Annotated in this window: 18 protein-coding genes; 8 read left to right on the top strand and 10 right to left on the bottom strand. The window is 39.5% G+C overall.

The window, feature by feature from the left end:
- Positions 1–11: 11 nt before the first annotated feature.
- The 5 genes from IPF37_03110 to IPF37_03090 form a co-directional block, all read right to left on the bottom strand.
- A complete protein-coding gene (locus IPF37_03110; GenBank protein QQR49805.1) occupies positions 12–626 on the bottom strand; it encodes an ankyrin repeat domain-containing protein in 615 nt (204 codons plus the stop codon).
- Positions 627–643: 17 nt separating this feature from the next.
- The gene (locus IPF37_03105) at positions 644–1,885 is read right to left on the bottom strand and encodes a hypothetical protein (protein QQR49804.1); all 1,242 of its coding nucleotides are present in this window, start codon (positions 1,883–1,885) and stop codon (positions 644–646) included.
- A 106-nt stretch (positions 1,886–1,991) separates the two neighbouring features.
- Positions 1,992–3,200 carry a hypothetical protein gene (locus tag IPF37_03100; GenBank protein ID QQR49803.1) on the bottom strand — a complete coding sequence of 403 codons (1,209 nt, stop codon included), beginning with the start codon at positions 3,198–3,200 and terminating at the stop codon, positions 1,992–1,994.
- A 2-nt stretch (positions 3,201–3,202) separates the two neighbouring features.
- Positions 3,203–4,519 carry a hypothetical protein gene (locus tag IPF37_03095; GenBank protein ID QQR49802.1) on the bottom strand — a complete coding sequence of 439 codons (1,317 nt, stop codon included), beginning with the start codon at positions 4,517–4,519 and terminating at the stop codon, positions 3,203–3,205.
- 8 nt (positions 4,520–4,527) lie between these two features.
- On the bottom strand, positions 4,528–5,934 hold the full coding sequence (locus IPF37_03090; GenBank protein QQR49801.1) for a hypothetical protein: 1,407 nt from the start codon (positions 5,932–5,934) through the stop codon (positions 4,528–4,530).
- Positions 5,935–6,185: 251 nt separating this feature from the next.
- On the opposite strand from IPF37_03090, the gene IPF37_03085 reads away from it, so the two are divergent.
- The 3 genes from IPF37_03085 (at position 6,186) to IPF37_03075 (ending at position 9,851) form a co-directional block, all read left to right on the top strand.
- Positions 6,186–8,636 (top strand): leucine--tRNA ligase, encoded by a 2,451-nt coding sequence (locus IPF37_03085; GenBank protein ID QQR49800.1) that lies wholly within the window; start codon positions 6,186–6,188, stop codon positions 8,634–8,636.
- Positions 8,637–8,700: 64 nt separating this feature from the next.
- On the top strand, positions 8,701–9,195 hold the full coding sequence (locus IPF37_03080) for a hypothetical protein (GenBank protein QQR49799.1): 495 nt from the start codon (positions 8,701–8,703) through the stop codon (positions 9,193–9,195).
- Positions 9,192–9,851, top strand: a complete 660-nt coding sequence (locus IPF37_03075; protein QQR49798.1) for a fructose-6-phosphate aldolase — start codon at positions 9,192–9,194, stop codon at positions 9,849–9,851. The genes IPF37_03080 and IPF37_03075 overlap by 4 nt, the downstream gene beginning before the upstream one ends.
- Here the strand turns inward: IPF37_03075 and IPF37_03070 are convergent.
- Entirely contained in the window at positions 9,840–10,496 is a 657-nt protein-coding gene (locus tag IPF37_03070) for a DUF1669 domain-containing protein (GenBank protein ID QQR49797.1), read from the bottom strand. The two genes, IPF37_03075 and IPF37_03070, sit on opposite strands and share 12 nt — an antisense overlap.
- A 129-nt stretch (positions 10,497–10,625) precedes the next feature.
- Here IPF37_03070 and IPF37_03065 point away from each other — a divergent pair, with 129 nt between their 5' ends.
- Positions 10,626–11,213, top strand: coding sequence for a hypothetical protein (locus tag IPF37_03065; GenBank protein ID QQR49796.1), 588 nt, complete (start codon positions 10,626–10,628; stop codon positions 11,211–11,213).
- On the opposite strand, the gene IPF37_03060 is transcribed toward IPF37_03065, so the two are convergent.
- From IPF37_03060 to IPF37_03050, 3 genes are read right to left on the bottom strand one after another with little or no spacing between them, the layout of a single operon-like run.
- Complete coding sequence (locus IPF37_03060) at positions 11,165–13,933, bottom strand: translocation/assembly module TamB domain-containing protein (GenBank protein ID QQR49795.1); 2,769 nt, start codon at positions 13,931–13,933, stop codon at positions 11,165–11,167. The genes IPF37_03065 and IPF37_03060 overlap by 49 nt on opposite strands.
- Positions 13,914–14,468, bottom strand: coding sequence for a hypothetical protein (locus tag IPF37_03055; protein ID QQR49794.1), 555 nt, complete (start codon positions 14,466–14,468; stop codon positions 13,914–13,916). The genes IPF37_03060 and IPF37_03055 overlap by 20 nt, the downstream gene beginning before the upstream one ends.
- A 19-nt stretch (positions 14,469–14,487) precedes the next feature.
- Positions 14,488–15,090, bottom strand: coding sequence for a Holliday junction branch migration protein RuvA (locus IPF37_03050; GenBank protein QQR49793.1), 603 nt, complete (start codon positions 15,088–15,090; stop codon positions 14,488–14,490).
- 193 nt (positions 15,091–15,283) lie between these two features.
- On the opposite strand from IPF37_03050, the gene IPF37_03045 reads away from it, so the two are divergent.
- The 4 genes from IPF37_03045 to IPF37_03030 all read left to right on the top strand — a co-directional run bounded on the left by IPF37_03045 (position 15,284) and on the right by IPF37_03030 (position 19,983).
- Positions 15,284–16,909, top strand: coding sequence for a trypsin-like peptidase domain-containing protein (locus IPF37_03045; protein ID QQR49792.1), 1,626 nt, complete (start codon positions 15,284–15,286; stop codon positions 16,907–16,909).
- A gap of 141 nt (positions 16,910–17,050) precedes the next feature.
- Positions 17,051–18,583, top strand: a complete 1,533-nt coding sequence (locus IPF37_03040; GenBank protein QQR49791.1) for a trypsin-like peptidase domain-containing protein — start codon at positions 17,051–17,053, stop codon at positions 18,581–18,583.
- A 20-nt stretch (positions 18,584–18,603) separates the two neighbouring features.
- Positions 18,604–19,077, top strand: a complete 474-nt coding sequence (locus IPF37_03035; GenBank protein ID QQR49790.1) for a trypsin-like peptidase domain-containing protein — start codon at positions 18,604–18,606, stop codon at positions 19,075–19,077.
- A 42-nt stretch (positions 19,078–19,119) separates the two neighbouring features.
- Positions 19,120–19,983, top strand: a complete 864-nt coding sequence (locus tag IPF37_03030) for a hypothetical protein (GenBank protein QQR49789.1) — start codon at positions 19,120–19,122, stop codon at positions 19,981–19,983.
- Positions 19,984–20,073: 90 nt separating this feature from the next.
- Here the strand turns inward: IPF37_03030 and gatB are convergent, their stop codons facing one another.
- Positions 20,074–21,537: an Asp-tRNA(Asn)/Glu-tRNA(Gln) amidotransferase subunit GatB gene (gene gatB, locus IPF37_03025; protein QQR49788.1), complete on the bottom strand. Its 1,464-nt coding sequence runs from the start codon at positions 21,535–21,537 to the stop codon at positions 20,074–20,076.
- Positions 21,538–21,539 lie beyond the last annotated feature (2 nt).

The following is a 21,539-nucleotide window of genomic DNA, read 5'->3' as shown; positions in this document are numbered from 1 at the left end:
TCATAGGTTTTTTAGTTGTCGATACTTCTTGTGGTAGTGGGGTTTTTCGCTAACGCTTGAGCGTACGCGTCGAGAAGTTTGATAATTTCAAGGTGATTGTTTTCAATGGCAGTGTGCATTGGAGTTCGTGCAAATTTGTCAAAAATTGTTGTATCGGCACCTTGAGAAATAAGAATTGCTGTAATATCTTTACTTCCTTTTGCCGCTGCGTAATGTAAAGCTGTTTTGTCTTTAGCTGTTTTTGCATTTACTTTTGCTTTGCTGGCAATGAGCGCTGCAACAATCTTGCTATTTCCTGTTTTTGCGGCCATATGAAGAGGTGTTTTATTTTTATTGTTGGCAGCATTAGGGTTAGCTTTTTTGTTGAGCAAAAGCGATACCGTTTGTTCGTTGCCAAGTTTGGCTGCTTGATGCAGCAAAGTATTGCTCTCAGTATCGTGAGAATTAACGTTGGCAGAATTAATAAATTTATTCAAAAATGATTGATTGTGTGTTGAGACGGCTGTTGATAATTTTTGATGATTTACGGTTTTGGCTTTTTGTTCAAGTGTTAGTTTGTTTTCCACGGCAAAGCATGACGATATAAAGCAACCAAGAACAAGAGTGCTTTCTATTATTTTTTTCATACAATTATTTCCTTAAATTAAGCGTAGGTATTTAAAAAATTAATCCATTGTGATTGTTGATAAAACGTTGTTGCATTGTAGCCAGGGCCGAGTGGTAGGGCTGTTGGGAAGTAAATAGAGATTCCTTTGGCATTAGGATAAGCAGAGCCAGTCCCATTTGCAACAACGGCATTGGTAATTGCTTTCATGCCTGCAGTGAGTGCTGTTTGTAGCGGGGTTACGTTAATGCGAGGAGCTTTGTTTTGTGCACGATACGCTTTTGCTTGTAACGAAAGCTTGCTGAAGAAGGTGTATAAATCAATATAGCTACTGATAGCAAAGCTGGTTGATTGAGCATAAGCTGCCGTGATCATATTTTGCATTTCCACTGGATTGTTTTGCGCTATGTTGCTAATTGCTTGAACAACATTATTGAGCGCTGTGTTTAGCGCTGCTACTTTGCTGAGATCAATTGAAGAAAGCGTTGTTGCGGAGTCTACCTTTTTGTAGTAATTTTTGTATGCAGTAACCATTCGTTGAGAGAGTGTTAATGCTGATTGTTTTGGATTTGCTACCAGCGGGGCCAAGAATTGTGAATATGGCCAGCCGTAACCTGGGATAGTTTCTTCAGAAGAGACAAGATAGTTTGCGTTATCTTTCACTTGAGTTGCTATTTCCAGCATTGCCATTAAGCAGGCGTCCATGCCCAAGATATCAAGCTTTTGGCCAAGAATGCTCTGCGCTTGCTGGACAACCGTTAAAAGATCTGGGTTGTTTAAAAATGTTCCTTGTGTGTAGTCGTATAAAATGCCGCGTTCATTGTTGTGTGGCACGTTATTGTGTCCTGGTAGCGTGAGCCATGAATGTGAGGGTACGGTATTGTTCTGCGATCTGTCCAGTACGCCCATGCCATGGTCCCACAAAATGAGAGCGTATTTCTTTGCGGGATAGTTGGCTTTAATCCATTGCAAAGATGTAATAAGTTCTTGAGCTGGTTGATGCCCCATTTCAGTATTCAATGAGCCAACCTCTGTGCGGGAGCCTTTGTTTATTTTGTATCGCCATGTTTTATTATTGTTTGGTTGGTCCCATTGAACGATAATGTTGACATTTGAGGTTGAACCAACTTTTTGCATGTCGTTAATGTTGGTATAGGCATAGGGAGCAAGATTGCTGTCCGCTTGTATATATGTTAAAACGGTCCATTCGGCTATTGCACTTGCCGTTTGTTGCGTCAAAATAAGAATGCATACAAAAGGCACTAAAAAACGTTTTTTCATAAATGTCTCCTTGATTACGGGTAACTCATTCCAGAACAACTGGCCAAGTTTAAAAATCTGCATAACGCGTAATCAAGAGTTGAGATTAATAATTAAGATAAGAAGCTTAAGGACGATGTTCTTGAATAAATGAGAGCCAGAAAGTATCTTGTGCAAACATGGTAGAGCGGTATGATGGATGAAGTGATTTTTTTGGATAATAGATTGTAAGCCCTTTTGATTTTTTGTATAAAATGCCGGTTTTGTTTACTACAACTGCTTTGCGAATACTTGAACAAAGAGTATGCAATTTAATGGCTAGGTTTTTGAGGATTTCTTGATCATGAGCAGTTCTTTTTTTGGCAAACTTTTCGATGCCGTATGCCATATTAAAAAAAAGATGGTGAGCGTCCAGGTAGCCAAGCTTATCAAACTGGTTGGTTGCTGCATAAGCGGTATACAAAACTTTTTCAATATCGGTTCCTACTATTTCTTGACTTGCATAAAAAGCTTCAATAACAGCATTTATTTTTTCAGGCAAGTCGTTAAGATTGCTCAATTTTGTCCCTGATAATGTGTAGCGAGCGCTGCGTGTTGTATTGGCGCTGGAAAATGAAGAAACAATAATATTCATGAGTTGAACAGGTGTCATACTATTTTGTTCAACAAGCCTGCGTAAAAATCCGGCATAAAGCCAGCCGGGTGTTAGTTCAACGTTTTCTGAAGCAATGAAATAATCGGCATAATCTTTTATTTGATAGGCAACTTCTAAACTTCCCATGAGGCAAGCGTCCATGCCAATAATATCAATATTTTTGCCACGAATAGTTTTGATACGTTTTAAGGCGTTTTCGAGTTGTTGATGGCTTAAAAAAGTTTCATGATGATAATTGTAAAGAATGGCGCGTGTGTGCGTATATTTTTGTCGATGTTGAGCATAAATTTTTTTGTTTTTTTCTTCGTTAATAATGCCGGTGCCATGACTCCATAAAATAAGCATAAAGTGCTTTGCGGGATAGTTCGTGTGAGCCCATTGGATCGCGTTGACCAGTTCTTGCTCAGGGCTTACGCCCATTTCTTTGTTAAATGGTGCGTTTTGTGCGCTACCATCCTGGCTTATTCTGTACCGATGCGCTTTGGTTGGTTCAGAATGTTGAACTAAAATATTAACGTTTTTTGTTGAGCCAATGGCTTTCATTACATCAATATTTTTTTGAGCAGACGATGCAATGTTGTTATTTGCTTCAATATAGTTTAAGAGAGTCCAGTCAGCTTGAGCATTTAAGGTAGTCGTAAAAATAATGAGTGTGATGCTAAGTCTTGATGTTGTTTTCATGATCAGTCTTCTTCAGTAAAGTTGTAATAAGATGTAAAGAAGGTTTCTAAAAAATGAAGCCATAAACTATCGTTAGCAAACATAGTTTTTGCATATGAACTATGAATTTTTTTGCGTGGCACATAAATTGAAATCCCATGAGCCTTGCTGTACTGTGGGGCTGCGGTTGAGTGGTAAACTGCTTGATTAATAGAGGTAAGGCCATCGCGCACAATTGCCCGTACATCGTGCAAAGCAGCTATGTATTCATGATTATTTTTGTTCGCTTGCTTATTGATAATTGTTCCCTTGATGGCATTAAGCAAAGCGGTATAAAAAGAGTGAAGATCAATAAAATCGCTAACATGAAAATTCAGTGCTTTGTTGCTGGCTGTTTGGATGACAGCTTTAATTTTTTGTTCATTTAACATTTTGCATTGTTCAAGGCTGGCAACAAGTTGATTGATATTCTCTTTGATCGGGTCAATAGCGTTTAAATTGATCGCGGATTGCGTATAAAAATTTACGCTGCCGGCATAGAGCTTTTGGTAGGTATTCACAATGTGTTTACTTAATTTTGGTGCATTAAAAAGATGTGGATTTTTGCTAAGGTTGTTTAAAAATGCTTCGTAGTGCCATCCTAAGCCTGGCTCAGAGTTTTGTGAAGCAACTAAAACTTTGGCATGATCTTTAATTTGATAAGCAACTTCAAGCATTGCCATAAAGCAAGCGTCCATACCAACGACGTCAATTTTTTTTCCAAGAATGAATGCAATAGCTTTGAGTGAGCGTGTTAGTTGTTGATTATTAAGATAAGTACGGTTGGTATCACTGTACAAAATGCCTCGAAATGGTGATTTTTTTTTCAACCCAGGAACTTCAAGCCACGACGTATCATTGAGCGGTGATCGTATTTGATCTCTGCCTTTTAAGTAATTTACGCGATCAATAATACCGCTTCCATGATTCCAAAGATTGAGCATATATTTTTTTGCAGGGTATCTCAAAGCTGCCCACTGCATGGCATCAACAAGGCTTTTTTCGTGATCATCATAAGTTTTGATTCCAATATTTTTATCTTCAATGAGAGCTTTTTGAGTAACGCGATAGCGTACAATGTTTCTATTTTCTGGCTGATTCCAGTGGACTAAAATATTGATATTGTTGTTCGATGCCGCTTTTTGCATGTTTTGTATATTTTTCAAAGCAAAAGAAGCTAAGCTATTGTCTGCTTGAATGTAGGTTAAGATTGTCCATTCAGCTTGCTTGGCAGCATTGATAGCCGGCATGACTATGATAGCGATAAGCAAAAAGTAGACTACTTTGTTGCGAATGCTCATCGTTACTCCTACTGAAGCGCAAGTATTTGTTGTAAAAAGAGGTGCCAAGTTGAATCTTGTGCAAACTCAGTTTTGGGATACGAAGTGTCTATGTCTGTTTGTGGGTAATAAATTGAGAGTCCTTTAACATTTGCTAAATAGCGTCCCGATGTGTTAGCAATAACAATATCTGCCAAAATTTTCATACTGAGCGAAATCGATTCTTGGAGCTTACGGTTTGCTTCGGTCAGTGGATGCAAACGCTTTGATTGAGCGCGATTGGCATAAGTGCTGGTTATTTGTTTTGAAAGCTCCGAGAAAAAAGAATGAAGGTCGATATAACTTTGTGTGCTGAATTGAATACAGTTGCTACGGGCTTTTTTTATAACATCGATAAATTTAATTGGATCAAGGTCTTTGCATATGGTTATGTCGTGAACAACGGTATCTATAGAATCTTTTAAGAGATCAATCTTTTCAAGATTAATAGCCGATTGAGTATAAAATTGTATCTTATTTTTATAAAGATTCTGATAATTGATAACGATTTCTTGAGCAAGTTGTGCTGGCGTTAACGTGTTGTTGGTAAGTTTATGCAACAATGGTTGGTATGCCCAGCCCGATGCTAATTCAACTTCTTGTGAGCTTACCATGTATGATGCGTAGTTACGTACTTGGTAACCAACTTCAATCATGGACATTAAACAGGCATCCATACCAAAAAGATCAATTTTTCGGTCGTTAAGTACGCGTGTTTTGATTTCGTTTAATGCTTGCGCAAGAACTTGATTGGTCATGTAGGTTCGTGAGTTTTCGTTAAATAAAATACCACGATGGTCTTTTTGTTCTACTGATGCTTTCTTTTTTTCTTGAGGTGCTGCTTGTGTGAGGCCTTCGATCTGAATGCGCGGATTATTTTTCATCATTTTTGGTTGAATCATTTGGAGAGATTTCCCCCACAATGGATCGATAACGCCCATGCCATGGTTCCATAAAATAAGTGCGTACTTTTTGGCTGGGTACTTGCTTACCGCCCATTCCATTGAATCTACTAAGTCTTGAGCTTTGTTGCCGTCTGTTGGTTCTGGCTTGTATTCGTCCAGGTCCATTCGTTCTTTGTTGATTTGGTAGCGCCAAATGCCTTGCTGTCCGGGTTGGTACCATTGAACGAGAATGTTAAGATTCTTGCTGGAGCCAACGGTTGCCATGTCAGCAAAATTGCGATGAGCAAATTTGCTGAGTGAGTTATTGGCCTGCGCATAAATAAGGATGGTCCAGTCTGCTCCTGCTGAGGCAACTATCTTTGAGGCTGGGGATGTTTTGGGGCGTGAGACTGCCCCTGCCATTGTGATCGCCGGACTCAAAAAAAACACAAATAGAAAAATAAATTTATTTTTGGCAGCAAAATTGTTGAATCTAAGGTTAAAAATCTTCATTATTATTCCCCCCCTCAGAGGATCAAATGTTTCAATTGTTCAGGTCTTTGTCATAATGCTCTATTTTCATGCTAGCTAAATTCGGCCACCAAAGTCAATAATTCTTATTTGTAATTATTTTTTACAAATGGTGTTAAGATGGGCGTGAGCGATTTATTTTTGGTCATTTTTTTGATTTTGGACTACAATGGGACAGCTAAAACTTTATATAAAGATTTATAAGGAACCCACCTTTTTACGGTAACAAGGGCATGATAATGAGTTACGATTTTAAAATTGTTGAAGAAAAATGGCGTAATTCTTGGCAAAAGGATCCTTATTTTAAAATGAGGAACGATACTACCAAGGAAGCGTTTTATTGTTTGGATATGTTTCCCTATCCTTCCGGGTCTGGTATTCACGTGGGTCATTGGAAGGGTTACGTATTTTCAGATGTTTATGCTCGGATGAAATGGCTGCAGGGTTATGATGTTTTGCATCCAATGGGGTGGGATGCTTTTGGTCTACCGGCAGAAAATGATGCTATTAAAAAAGGCATTCATCCAAAAGGTGGGACGGCTGCCAATATTGCCAATTTCAAGCGCCAACTTGCCAATATTGGTGCGATTTACGATTGGAGCAAAGAGGTTGATACTACCGATCCTGCGTACTACAAATGGACGCAATGGATCTTTTTGCAAATGTACAAAGCAGGCCTTGCTTACCAAGACAGCATGCCCATTAACTGGTGCCCAAAATGTTTGACTGGCCTTGCCAACGAAGAAGTGGTGGCGGGTGGATGCGAGCGTTGTGGTTCTCCAACCGAGCAAAAGCCGGTGCGTCAATGGGTTTTGCGGATTACTGATTATGCTGAAAAATTGCTTCAAGGGCTAGAGACGCTTGAGTGGCCAGAAAAGGTCAAACTCATGCAAAGTAACTGGATTGGCAAAAGCGAGGGCCTGATTTTTACCGCCCCCGTCAAAGATACCAACCTGACATTGCAGACTTTTTCAGCTCATTTTGAGGCTTTTATTGCCGATACGTTTGTGGTGATAGCGCCTGATCATCCGTTTTTGCAAACGTTGGTGGCGGGTACTGAGCGCGAGCAGGAAGTGCTTGAATATTGCAAAAAGCTTCTTCAAAGCCGTGCTGAAAACAAATTTGAAGAAAAAGAAATAGAAGGTATTTTTACCGGTCGTTATATTGTTGACCCGGTTGGTAATGGCGATTTGCCTATTTGGGTAGCAAGCTTTGCTATTAAAGATTATGGTACTGGTGTTGTGAAATGTTCGGCTCACGATGAGCGTGACTTTAAGTTTGCCAAAAAGTATAGCATTCCGCTTAAAGCTGTTTTATTGCCTGAGGATCCAGTGTTGGCTGAACAAGTAAAAAATCTTGAAGTGTGTTATGCCGACATGCAGCATGGTATTTTGCAAGCTCCGGCTCAGTTTGCTGGCAAGCGTGCAGGCGATGTTCGTCACGCAATTATTGAATATTGTGAGCATAAAGGCCTGGCCAAGCGTAAAATTTCTTATCGCTTGCGTGATTGGATTTTTTCACGCCAACGTTATTGGGGTGAACCTATTCCACTTGTTCATTGCGATGTCTGTGGTGTGGTGCCGGTGCCTGAAAGTGAACTGCCAATTGTTTTACCTGAAGTTGAGCGTTATCAGCCAACAGGGACGGGAGAGTCACCATTGGCGGCCATCAGCGAGTGGGTTAATACTCCCTGTCCGCAGTGTGGCGTTATGGCCAAACGTGAAACCAATACCATGCCTCAATGGGCCGGTTCATGCTGGTATTTTTTGCGTTATCCAAACCCAGGGCTGACCGACAAGCCGTTTAGTCAAGATGATATGAAGCGTTGGCTGCCGGTTGATTTGTATGTTGGTGGCATTGAACATGCTATTTTGCATCTTTTGTATGCGCGTTTTTATGTCAAAGTATTGCATGATCTTGGGCATTTGCCCTTTGATGAACCGTTCAAACAACTGTTCAATCAGGGCATGGTGTGTATGAAGAGTTCTATTTCTGGTCGTGTTGAAAAGATGTCTAAATCAAAAGGCAACGTAGTTAACCCAGACGAAATTGTTGATGAAATGGGCGCTGACACGTTGCGGATGTACATGCTCTTTATGGGGCCGCCAGAGCTTGATACGGAATGGCAAACATCATCAATTAAGGGCGTTTACAGTTTCTTAAATCGCTTGTGGTTGTTTTTGACAAGTGAAGGTACGTTGTTGCCAGCCGGTACCAAAGCAGACAATCCAACACAACGTCGCTTCCACCAGTTCTTAAAAGATTACCAACTACGTTTGGAAAGTTTTAAAGTGAACACGGCAGTGTCAGCGATTATGGAATATTTAAATGATTTAACTGGACAAAAATTGCAGTTCGATCATGAAATGCTTGAACAATTTTTGACTGTTTTGTCAGTAATGGTTCCTCATTTTGCTAGTGAATTATTAGAAAAGTTGTTGCATAAGCAGTTGGCTGATTGCGTGTGGCCAGTGTACAACGCTGAACTTGCGCATGTTGCTGATGTTGAGTATGCCATTCAAATTAATGGTAAGTTGCGGGGCAGTATTGTTGTAGCCAAAAACTTGGCGCAAGCTGATGTTGAGCCGCTTGCCAAAGAACAAGTTAAAAAGTGGCTTGAAGACAAAAACATTTTAAAAACAGTCTTTGTTCAAGATCGTTTGATTAGCTTTGTAATTAAATAATCGCAAAAAATAGAATAGTGCGGATTAATTTTTAGTCCGCACTATTTTTTTATTATGGGAATTGATGAAAAAGATACTTAAGATACTGATGATATTGGGTAGTTTGTATGCAGATGTAAGTGGGGAGGTATGTTTCCACAATAATACTGGCGTCTCTCTTGGTTTTGCTGTTTCAGAAGGTAGTAGTTCTCGTTATAAATCATATGATATTTGTAATCATTCGTTTTGCATTATCTACCCGTATGCTGCGATTGCAACTGGTTTAACGTTGTATGTTGAAAGTGATTATAGTTTTAGGGTTGATATTAAGCAAACGATATTGAAAGATGATTTTAGTTACGAACTCTTTTTTTTCCCTGAAAGCCAAGCTATTGTTATTAAATCGATGAAATCTTTTGATGTATGGTTTTTGCCTTTAGAACCAGTTGGTAACCATTTAAAGTATATGCTTCCATCAGAAGTAACATTAAGAAATCGTGCTCAATTAGTGCAACAAATAACCGTATGGCAACGTGATCGTTGTCGTAATCATGCTCGCGTTTCAATGGAGAAATTATGAAAATTTTTATAGATACGGCTAATCGTGATCTTATCAGGCAATGGGCTTCAACGGGTATTCTTGATGGAGTTACGACTAATCCCAGTACGCTGAGCAAGGAAGGCCAAAATTCCAAAGCAGTTTTGCTTGAAATATGCTCTCTGGTTGCGGGCGATGTGAGTATTGAAGTTGTTGAAAAAGAACCAGAAATGGTGTATAAACAGGCGCGTGAAATTTCGCAATTGGCGCCCAATGTTGTTGTAAAAATTCCTTTTGCCAAAGAATATTTACCGGTCATTGCGCGGTTGGCGCACGAAGGTATTAAGCTGAATATTACGCTGGTGTTTTCAGCAATTCAAGTCTTACTGGTTGCCAAACTGGGCGTCACGTACATATCGCCATTTGTTGGTAGATTAGACGATATTGGTGGCGATGGTGTTGGTTTAGTTAGAGATGCGATGCACATTGTGCAAGAGTATGATTTTGATAGCAAAATTTTAGCAGCTTCAATCCGTAGCGTGAAACATTGGCAAGATATTATTGCTGTTGGTTCTGATGTTATTACGTTGCCGCCTGCGGTGTTGGCAGATGCGATGCATCATCCGTTGACGGAAAGTGGGATTGTAAAGTTTGATAAAGATTGGCTTTCTTTGGGCAAGAAAGATTTACTGACCTAGTTTTTGTGGTTTTAAGACCATGGTGTGGAGAGCGCGCAAAAAATTAACGATGCGCGTTCTCACGTTTTCTTGTTGGCGGGCTTTTTTAGGAGCTCGCGTGCCAACCGCGCTACACTTTTCTTTTAATGTTTCAAAGCGATCGCTAAATGCAGCATGCAGATGTTTATCCGCTAAAATGAGTGCGTTTTCTTCATTACGATAATTTGCAGATCGTGTCCAATTAAAAGAACCGGTCCATAATTTATCATCGATTATCGCAAATTTGTGGTGCATGAGTGCCGGGTATTTTTGGTAGATATTATCGCTTGTTGGTTTTGAGCTGAGCGGATGGTATACAAAAACACTGATGCCATTTTCTTGTAAAACCTGTGCTTTGCCGTATATGCTTTCGACGGTTGTTTTGTCTACAATAATTTGTACATCAACTTTGCGTTTGTGCGCGTTAATGAGAGCGATTGCAATTTTATTATCAGTAAACATGTAAACGGCGGCATGAATTTTCTTTTTTGCCTGATCGATCATTTTAATAAGTTCATTGCCCGGTTTATCGCCTGGCGCGAAAAAGACTTGATGTTTGCACCAGACGCTGTCTGATTGAGTCATGATCAGAATAGTCAGAGCAATAAAACAAAATTGTTTTTTCATGGTATAAGCCCCTTCTTAGGCTTTCAATTTTGCATCATATTGAATTTTTCAATCTGAACGTCTAAGGTTATAGAATCTTGTATAAAGTTACAAAGTAAATTTTGATTCTTAAGAAAGAGGGTAGTTTGAATGAAGATATCTTGCGTAGGAATATGGGTATTGAGTTTTTTATTGGTGCCGGCAATCTTTTTGAATGCAGATAATCTAGAAACGTTCTATAAAAAAGTTGGTGAAGAGTTGGTAGCTATTCGGCAGGAGTTTCCGCAGTCGCAACCCAAGGTGTATCGCATTCTTGATCACGTTGATCAATTATATAAAAAAGCCGAAACGGCTATGAAAAAAAAAGAAGAACTTGTTGCTCAAAAAGATGCGCTTACCGCGCAGTTAACTAAACATAATCAAGAAATGACCACGCTGCAACAAGAAGTGGCACAACTTAAACAAGCGTTTGAAAAAAATCAGCAAGAGCTTGCTCGCGCTCATGCTCGTTTAAAACAAGAGCAAGGGCGTGTGGTTGATTTGGCAAAACAGAAAAAAGTATTGCAACAAAAAAAGCATGTTGATATATGCGCGGAAGAAAATGCTGAGCAGCCATTATTGGCAGATCAAGAAAAAATAGAAGAAAAATCATCTGATGAATTATTGAGTATGATCAATGACGATGATCTTCAGAATTTAAATCTTACTTCAACTTCAGACCCAATGTCACCACGCTGATCTTTTACTGCTTTTAGGTTAACGTCGTCTGACAGGAAGTATTCCACTTGGAAGGCAAAGTCATCTTGCAAGTTAAAATTCTTTTCGAGTTGTGCGTGTATCTGTTTATTTAAGTCAATTGAGATGGTGCCACGAATACCGCCACGACCTGTTTGGTCGGTAAAATTTGGCGATATTTGAACGTATTTAAATGGTCGGGTAACCTTTTCAAAAAATGAGGTTGTTTTTGGCAGTACCGCTTTGCTGCCAAGAACTATGTTGTGTAAATTTTGCATTATCATTGCTGGTAGGTCTGCTTGCAAGGTGGCATTTTCTGAGCCGGCCAGCAAGAGCCCCAAAATTTGTTCTTCGCTTAGAGCGGGGGATGATTCTAAAACAATATTCGGTTTTTGTAAGGAGCCGGTGACATTCAGGTTGACCATGTATTTATTAATTCTATTTTTGGCGACCAGATCGATGAGTGGGTCGTTGGCGTGTGCGGTAACAAATTGAATTTTACCGTATTCAATAAATAATTTGTTACGCAGAAATTTTATAAAGCCATTATCGAGAGTAATTGAGCCGTTAACGCGCGGCAAGTGGGCAACATTTTGTTGTTGATATTGTACGTGCAGATCAAGATGTGCCGTTGTTTCAAGAGATGGGGTTACAATTTTTATAGGAATTTCGTTATTAATGCGTAGGTCAAGATCAAGAGTATTATTATTTTGAGCCAGAGGACTTGAAGGCAAGAAAAAGCGTGTGTTTGTTTCCTCGGAAAATATATTATTTTTAAGTAACGATTTTTTTACAATAACGTTGCCAGACGCATGAGCTGGGGAGCCAGGAAATTTAAGGAGCAACAAATTACTGTCGATAAAGCCATAAAAGTCTTTTTTCCAATTTACAAATAAGTTATCGATTTGAATTGGCGCGTGAAGAAAATTAAGATGGTAACTATCGTTAAACGTGAGTGTTGCTTGCGGGCAGCTAACACTGCCTTTGCAGAAACCAATCACGTTATCGGTAAGTACCATTTTTTTGTTTTGCGGATAGAGGGTAAAATTACTTGCAATTTTTTCAATAAGGTTTCTGCTTTCTGGGATATATAATTTCCCTTGTTCAAAGCCGATTGCGCCAGTAATTTCTTTTAAATTTTCTTGATTGATCGTCAGATGTAAAAAATTTTTACTGCCTAAAACTAATCGTTTGTAATGTTGGTTGAGCAATGATTGAACAAAAGGATAGTGGATACTTCCTTCCAAAAGCATGCTGTCTGGTTTTGTTTTCATGTTCACGACGGGAAGTGTGTTCTTTTGTTGGTAAAGAATTGTTGAAATATGTGGATTTGGATTGGCATGAGCTTGAATGACATAAGAATCTTTTTTTAGGCTGCCATTGATCGTAAGCTCTTGATCGTTCATTTTCCAAATGCCTTTTAATGGCAGCGTGTTACCAATCAGCTTGTTGTAAAGGGTCCAATTGTACTTACCAGTGCATAACCATGGCGTTGTAATAGTTGCTGTTACTGTGCATTGCTGTGGTTTTGTAACCCAGCCTGTTTCTACTTTTCCTGTTGATGGAGCAAGTGAGAGCTGTTTTTTATTGAATATGCTTAGTGTGCCTATTTTTTTATCTAAGTTCCAGCCAAGGTTGCCGTCAAATTCAATAGTGGGGGACATGCGAATAGAGAGATTTGCAGAGAGATTATGTTGATTAAAAAGAATATTAGAGCATGTGCATTCTTCAATGACATAATCTTTGTAACGAATTTTTTTTGTGGTTATGGTGCCGATAGTATGTCCGTTGTTATCAAGTAAAAGATCAAGGTTGCTCATGCCGTTAATGGTTGTATGGACGTCAGGTTGTGTGTTGGTTGTGAAAAAGTTAATGCATTGCTGGGCGCATTCAAGAGGGATGTTGCCTGTAATAACGAATTTTTCTTGCGCGCGTTTAACGCTAAGATCAAGTTTTTGTGGTTCATGATGAATGCTTACCCATTGTTGATCGGCAGAAAGGGTGCTCCGCACATCGTATGGTTGTTGATCAAATGGCATAAAGAGCTGGTGTTTAGCTTTCATGGTCCATTGTGTATCATGTGTACCTTTATTCAACGTGGTAACACCGGTCATGTTGGTAATGAGTTGTTTGCCGTGTACGTTTACGTTACCACTTTGTACAGTAAGTTGCCCTTCCCACCTATTTTTTTTATTAGGTAGTTTCTTTTTTTCTAAAGCGAAGGTGCCGTTGATTGTTGCTTGTAATGGTATTTTTTCAAAAGTAGTATCAATATTGATGTTATGGAGTGATATGCTACGCGGGCTTACTTTAATATTGGTAGGCTTGGTTGCAAAAATATTATAGAGGTGGGTAAGTATGTCGGGTGTTTTATCAGTAAAGCCTGATGTGCCAGAAACCGTGTAGAATGTTAAGTACAAATGAATTTTTTTGTCGCGCAATAGCGTGAGTGGACTGATATAAACATTTGCTTTTTCAAACTGCCACGAGCAGCCTTGATGATTGGTTGATGTTACCGAACCATGGTGCAACATGATGGCGCTGGTAAAAAAATTGAACGAGCTTGATTCGATTGTAATGGTGGCATGCCATTCTTGTTCCAAAAATTCTACAAGTTTGGTTAACGCCATGCGATTGATGATGGTACTGTTTTGAACCATGAGCATGGTAATAATAAGACTGGTAAGTAAGCTGAGTATTATTCTACGAAGCCATTTTATCATGGTTGTTTTTTTTGCCTGTTGGCACGATGTGCCATCTATTATTTTGGTAACGATACTTTCTTATGTAGCATACCTCAGAGATGGCACAGGTTAAAGCGCCCATGATTTTTTGATGTTTATCCACAATATAGGCGGTTCCTGGGCTTATTTTACCATCATGAAAAAAGATTACTTGTTGTTCTGGTTGAAAAGTTATTGCGGTATTTATTATTTTTTTTGGCCAGGCGGGAGGGCCTTTAATATTGGATAAAAATCCAAACTTTAATGAGCTTGGCAAGCTGAACGTGTGAGGTTTTTTGTTATGCAGATAAGTATATTCATTTTTTTTGTTATCAAAAACAAGTACCTGTTTTTGATGAGTGGCAATCGCTTTTTGCTGTAAATATGAGCAGACCATGAAAAGTCGGTTAAGTTCATGGTTCAAAATCATGTTGGTAAAAAATGAAAAACGCGGCAACGTAAAGCTGAGCGCGACGACCAAGACAGCGAGTGCGATTTGTAATTCGATGAGCGAGAAAGACTTGTGTTTAAGCACCCAAAGCTCCTTGTAGGGCTTAAGGATTACCCGAAAGGTACGACAATGCAGAACGAATAAGTTGGTCGAGAGTGCCGTTTTGGCCTTTGTATTTTTCGGTCAAGTAATTCATAGCTTTTGCAATTTCAGGTTTTGAATAATGCAATGAGCCCAGTACCTCGTTAACTTGCTGCCATTGTACAAAGCTTGTTTGTTCTTCAAAAGCAATTTCGTGCGATAGTAGTAATTTTTGTACTTTATGTTTGAGGTGCACAATAATTTGTTCAGCTTTTTTTGCGCCAATGCCACTGATTGAGCTTAAAGTTTTTTCATCGTTGGTGCTGACCGCCTCAAGGAATTGGTTCGAAGAGAGTTGGGACAAGATGTTGAGTGCAATGCCGGGGCCAATTTTAGGACAATCGATAATTAATAAAAAAACTTTACGATCAAGTTTTGAAAGAAACCCAAAAATGGTTGGGCCTTGCTCTTGGTTCCAGTGTAAGTAGGTAAAGACATGAATATCTTTATTGGTATCGATATTATGAGCTTGTGGGACGTTTATGGTCATCCCAATGCCTTTCATATCGAGTGTGATAGATTTTTCGCTTACTTCTTCAACCCTGCCGATTAGATAATCAATCACCGCCTGCCCTTACTTGTTTTAATACACATTTTCACATTTCTGGTAAAAAGATACGAGTTATCATTTCTTATAGCAATCTTTTTGTAAAAGGAGTTAGAGATTAATGGGATTTCATTTAACAAAAAGAAAAACATTGTTAGGCTGGAGCTAGATTGTGTGTAAGGATTCTTTAACAAATATATCTGGAAATTATATGAAACGAGTATTAAGCATACGCTTGGAGATGGTGTGTGCTGTATTTTTGGCGGCGTGCTATGCGTCAGAAGTGCAGAGTAAGAGCAAAGACGTGGTGCCACAAATTCAGTCAATAGCAACCATTGATAATTTTGAATATAAAAATCAACTACGTGTTGGCAACAATTGGTCTGATATTTGCAGCAACTATGGTAATGCGGTATTGCGGATTACGGCTTGCCATAACGTTATGAACATTATGGAGCCTTACAAAATCCCTGATCAAGTTTTTAGTACGGGTACGGGTTTTGTTATTTCGGGCGATGGGTATGTGTTGACTAATTTTCACGTGGTCAATCAGGGTAATCCGTTATATGCACAAGTACCGGCTTTCGGGCGTGAATATTTTGAGCTTGAATTTGTGGGCGCTAATCCGGAAAAAGATGTAGCGTTGGTTAAGATTGTTGATCGTGATGTAGAAAAAATCAAAAATACATTAAATGTTGATGAGTTGCCTTATTTTTCTTTTGGCGATTCAGACACGCTTGTTGAGGCTCAAGACGTTTTGATTTTGGGTTATCCGCAGGGCAAAGAGAATGTAAAAAGTTCTTTAGGGATTATTTCTGGCCGCGAAAGTACTTCTGTTGGCGAGTGTCTTCAAACAACAGCTCCAATCAATCCAGGTAATTCTGGTGGTCCGGCCCTTGATGAGTATGGTAACGTGGTGGGGATTTGTGTTCTTAAAGAAGTTGGCATTGAAACCGAAGGTGTTGCGTTTCTTATTCCCATTAACAATGCTAAAGCTATGTTGGGAGAATTCAAGAAAAATAAAATTATGCGTACGCCGTACTGGGGCGCTTTGTTGACCCCGGTCTCTGAAAACACGTTGAAATATTTAGGCAATCCTACCGATGGTGGGGTGTATGTTGCTAAAGTTAAAAAAGGTTCATTGGCTGAGCAGGCTGGCTTACAAAAGGGTGATATTGTTTATGCGGTCAATGGTACGGTTATTGATCGTTATGGTCAGCTCAATGTTTTTTGGACGCGCGATAAAGTTTCACTTAAAGATTTTATGGCGCGTATAGAACTGGGTGCGGTTGCAACGTTAGTGTACTTTCGCAATGGTGAGCGTCTTGAATCATCAGTAGTCGTGACTGGTAGTGATAATTTTGCTATCAAGCGTTACTACCCATCATATGAAGATGAGTTGCCATATGAAGTTTTGGGTGCGATGGTTTTTGTTACGTTGACGTTAGATCATATCGATATCTTTCGAGAAGTTGCGCGTCATTACTCGGCTTTTGATATCTCTTTGATTGCCAAGTATGAGAATGAAGATAAGCGCTTTGAGCCACGCTTAATTATGACTACTCTGTTACCAACGTCGAGCTTACATAAAACTCGTTGCTTTATTGAGGGCGATCGTATTTTGAGAAAAGTGAATGGTCTTACGGTTCATACAATTGATGAATTACGGGAAGCAATTGTTGCCAGCAAAGGCAATGAATATTTAACGATTGAATGTGAGGGCGGTTCATTTTTCTGCTTGTCAGTGCGCGATATCATTAAAGAAGAAGAAATGTTATGCCAGCAATATGGTTATGAAAAATCTGATTTGATTACGATTTTGCAAGAAGGTCTTTAGTTAAAAAAGAGTTATAATTTTAGAATCATAAAAAGGCGATGTTCAATGCGAGCATCGCCTTTTTTTATTATGCATTGAATTTTGGCATAGCTTTGTGTTCTACTCACACTATCATCAATAAAAAACGAAAGAGGGTGTTGGATGAAAAAAAAGAAAAGTTCCTTAGTGCTTTTGGGTTTTGCAACAAGTTTGTGTCTGTGTGTTTCATTGTGTGCTAAACGCAAGCCGCTTAGTAAGTCTGTTGATGTAGCCGCTCCTATTGCGCCAAATTGGCGGCAGGTACAAAAACGTGCTAAAGACACGGTGGTACAAGTATTTTCTGAAACATCGAGTTTTAATTGGAAAGAACCGTTTAAGTCGCCCAAACAAAGTCAGTCGTGGGGAACGGCGTTTTTCTTTAAAGAAGATGGGTACTTGATTTCTAATTATCATGTTATTGACGAGTGTGTAGCGATAAAAATTCAGCTGCCTTCGTTGGGCAAAGAACGCTATGATGTTAAGGTGGTTGGTGTTTGTCCTGAGCGTGATATTGCGGTATTAAAGCTTACTGATGATGCGCGTGAAAAAATAACTGAAGCGCTTGGAACATTGCCATTTTTAAATTTGGGTGACTCCGACAAGATAGTGCGTACACAAGAAATTTTGGCGCTTGGTTATCCGCTTGGGCAGGAAAAGCTTAAAAGTACGCAAGGCATTGTGAGTGGACGCGAGGGTTTGTGGGGGGAGTCTTATATTCAAATTACGGCAGCTATCAACCCTGGTAATTCTGGTGGTCCTTCGTTGAATTCTGATGGCGATGTTATTGGTATCAATACTGCTTCCATTGCCAAAGCGCAAAATGTTGGTTACATCATTCCGATCAATGATGTGATGAATGTTATCGATGCCTTGCATACCACAAAATTGTTGCGCAAGCCGCTGTTGGGTGCCAAGTTCAATAATAGTAGTAAAGATATGCTCGATTATTTTAATAATCCGTTACCGGGTGGTATCTACCTTGCGCGTGTTTATAAAGATACGTTACTTGAAAAAGCAGACCTTAAAGAAGGCGATATGTTGTATGGTATCAATGAGCATGTTCTTGATTTGTACGGCGAAGCACATGTGTTGTGGAGTGAAGACAAAGTGCCTCTGGTGTCGTTGCTCAATCGGTTCAAATTGGGACAAAAAATTACCTTAGATTTTTATCGCCATGGAAAAAAAATGAATACAGCATTTGATTTTACGTTGCAAGAGCCACTGCCTATTCGTAAGTTTTATCCCGAGTTTGAAAAGATTGATTATGAAATTATTGGCGGGATGGTGGTGATGGCGCTTACGCAGAATCATATAGATATTTTTGAAGAAGTTCATGATCAGTTGTCCAAATATCGTCGACGTGAAAATCAGTATCAAGCGCGATTAATTTTGACGCATGTTTTTAATAATTCTCCCACACAGCGGGCTCGAGTTCTTGTAGCAGGAGATATTATTGAAGAAGTTAATGGGCAAAAAGTTTATACGTTGGAAGATTTTAGGCGTGCGGTCAAACAGAATAAAGACTTTGTATCGGTAAAGACTGACACAAAGCGGTTTATGGTACTATCAATGGAAACCGTATTGCAGGAAGAAGATCAACTTGCGCGTCAAAATTTTTATAAAAAATCACCTCTGGTGCAAGAGCTTGAGGCATAACATTTCAGCGGGAGAAAAGGATGAATGATCAGCAAAATTCCGTCGTACAGTTGCTTGTGCAAGTAGCTGAATTTAATTGGGCAGAGCCTTATCGCCAGCCAACGGGCTCAAACGCCTACGGCAGTGGTTTTTTCATTGATGCGCTTGGGCATTTGGTTACCAGCTATCATGTAGTGGCGCAAGCGGTGAGTATAGAATTTTATTTGCCTTCGTTTGGTAAAGAGAGATTTCAAGCAAAAATTGTTGGTGTGTGTCCCACGCGTGACGTTGCTTTGCTCAAAGCGACTGATGAATCGATTGAAAGAATAAAAAAAACACTTGGTGAGATTTCATTTTTAAATCTTGGTGATTCTGATAATGTGATACGGACACAAGAAGTTATTACGCTTGGCTTTCCGCTGGGGCAAGACGCTATCAAAAAGTACACAAGGGATTGTGAGTGGCTGGCAGCATATTATGGGCGAGTCGTTTATTCAAATAACAGCAGCGCTTAATCCGGTAGTTCTGGTGGGCCATCGATAGATAAAGATGGCAGTGTGATTGGTATTAATACTTCGATTGTGCCTGAAGCGCAAAATGTTGGGTATATTATTCCTATTAGCGACATTAAGGGTGTTATTGAAGATTTGCACAAAGTAATGTTGTTGCGTACGCCGCGTCTTGGTTGTGAATTGAATTATGGCTCATTAGAGATGCTTGAATATTTAAACAATCCGCAACCTGGTGGTTTATATGTTTCGCGTGTGTATAAAAATACGTTGTTGGACAAGGCTGGCATTCAAGAAGGCGATATGTTGTACCACATTGGCGGGCATGAGTTAGATTTGTACGGGGAAGCGCATGAGCCGTGGAGTGAAGGTAAAGTTTCGCTTACGGCGTTGCTTAATCGTTTTCGAGTTGGGCAAAAGATTCCGTTGGAGATTTATCGTTCTGGAAAAAAAATAAAAACAAGTGTTTCGTTTGATATTCAAGAGCCATTGCCAATTCGCATGATGTTTCCTGAGCTTGAAAAGATTGAAATTGAAATGTTGGGTGGTATTATCGTAATGCCTTTAGCGATGAACCACTTGGCGTTTTTTGCTGAACTTAATCCATTTTTACTTGATTTTAATCGTCGAGAATTGCAAGAAGAACCGCGTTTGCTTGTGACATCAGTGTTGCCAAATACGCAAGCATATAATTGTCGTACTATTTTTCCTGGCGATATTTTGGAAGAAATTAATGGTAAAAAGGTGCGTACGCTTGATGATTTTAGAGCGCATATTCAGTTGGACAGTAAATTTTTACGTATAAAAACACAGAATAGTAAATTTGTTGTTTTTTCCGCTTCAAAAATAATTGAAGAGCATGAAGGGCTCATTCGAGCACAGGATGCACAAGAAGGAAAGGGCAGTACGTAAATTTTAAGACGTTGAGAAATGGGAAGGTTGAGAGTAGTAGTGCAGAAAAGGGCGCTGGATTCCAGCGCCCTTTTCTGCGAGTGGCTTTTTTTAAGCGAGATACTTTTTCAGCAATTCATTAATAACAGCTGGGTTCGCTTTGCCTTGTGTGGCTTTCATAACTTGACCTACAAAAAAGCCAAATACGCGGTCTTGGCCGCCTTTAAATTTGGCAACTGAGTCTGGGTTGCTTTCAACAATATTTTTGACGAGTGCTTCAAGTTCGTCAGTTGAGCCAACTTGTTTTAAATCTTTTTCTTCGATAATGACTGCCGGCATTTTGCCGCTTGTTGCCATTTCGGTAAAGACTTCTTGAGCAATTTTATTGTTGATGGTGCTGTTTTCAATTTCAAGAACTAATGCGGCCAAATGGTGTGGCGTAATTGGGCTTTCTGTTAATGAACGTTTGCTTTCATTTAAAAAACTTAACAAATTACGTAGCATCCAATTAGCAATTGGCTTTGCTGGGGCGCCGTAGTTGACTGCTGCTTCAAAAAAATTAGCACGTTCTTGGGTGTCGATCAAGATGGTAGCTTCGTAGTTTGAAAGGCCATATTCTTTTTGAAAGCGCATCAGTTTTGGGTGTGGTAGTTCTGGAATAAGTTTGCGTAAGTCTTCAATCCATGCATCATCAATTACGATCAATGGTAAGTCTGGCTCAGTCAAATAACGGTAGTCTGCCATTTCTTCTTTTGAGCGCATGAAGTAGGTTTTATTTTGTTTGCTGTCCCACAGGCGTGTTTCTAGATTTATTCTTTCGCCCGTTTCAAGCGTGGTAATATGTCGCTCAATTTCGTAATCAATGGCTTGGCCAATGTATTTGAATGAGTTAATATTTTTAACTTCAACGCGTGTACCAAGTTCGGTTGCTGTTCTTTTTTTCACTGAAATATTCACATCAGCGCGAAATGATCCTTTTTCCATGTCCGCATCGCTGATACCAAGATATTGTACTAGTGAACGCAAGCGCATTAAATAGGAACGTGCTTCTTGAGCGTTGGCAATGTCAGGGTGGCTGACAATTTCTAAGAGTGGGGTGCCTGCGCGGTTTAAATCAACCAAGCTGGTGCCCATGGACGTATGAAGATTTTTACCGGCGTCTTCTTCCATGTGCATGCGGATAATGCCAATTTTTTTTTCAGAGCCATCTTCAAGTTCAATAGCGATATGCCCATTTTTGCAAATTGGGTTATCGTCTTGTGTGATTTGGTAATTTTTTGGCAGATCAGGGTACATGTAATGTTTGCGAGCAAAATCTGTTTTTTGAGTAATGGAGCAATCGGCCGCAAGGCCAGCCATGATGGCAAAATCAACAACTTTTTTATTTAACATTGGCAAGGTACCCGGATAGCCGGCGCAGACCTGGCAAATATTAGTATTTGGTTCATCGCCAAAATGATTGGAACAACCACAAAATATTTTTGATTTTGTTTTAAGTTGAACATGCACTTCAATACCAATTGTTGCTTGGTACGAAGGATATTTTTCTAAAACGCCTTTTGTTTGTACTGACATGC

The sequence above is a fragment of the bacterium genome, assembly GCA_016699045.1.
Lineage (GTDB): Bacteria > Babelota > Babeliae > Babelales > RVW-14 > AaIE-18.
The sequence above is the reverse complement of the archived record's forward strand: the minus strand, read 5'-3'. Positions and strand labels throughout refer to the sequence as shown.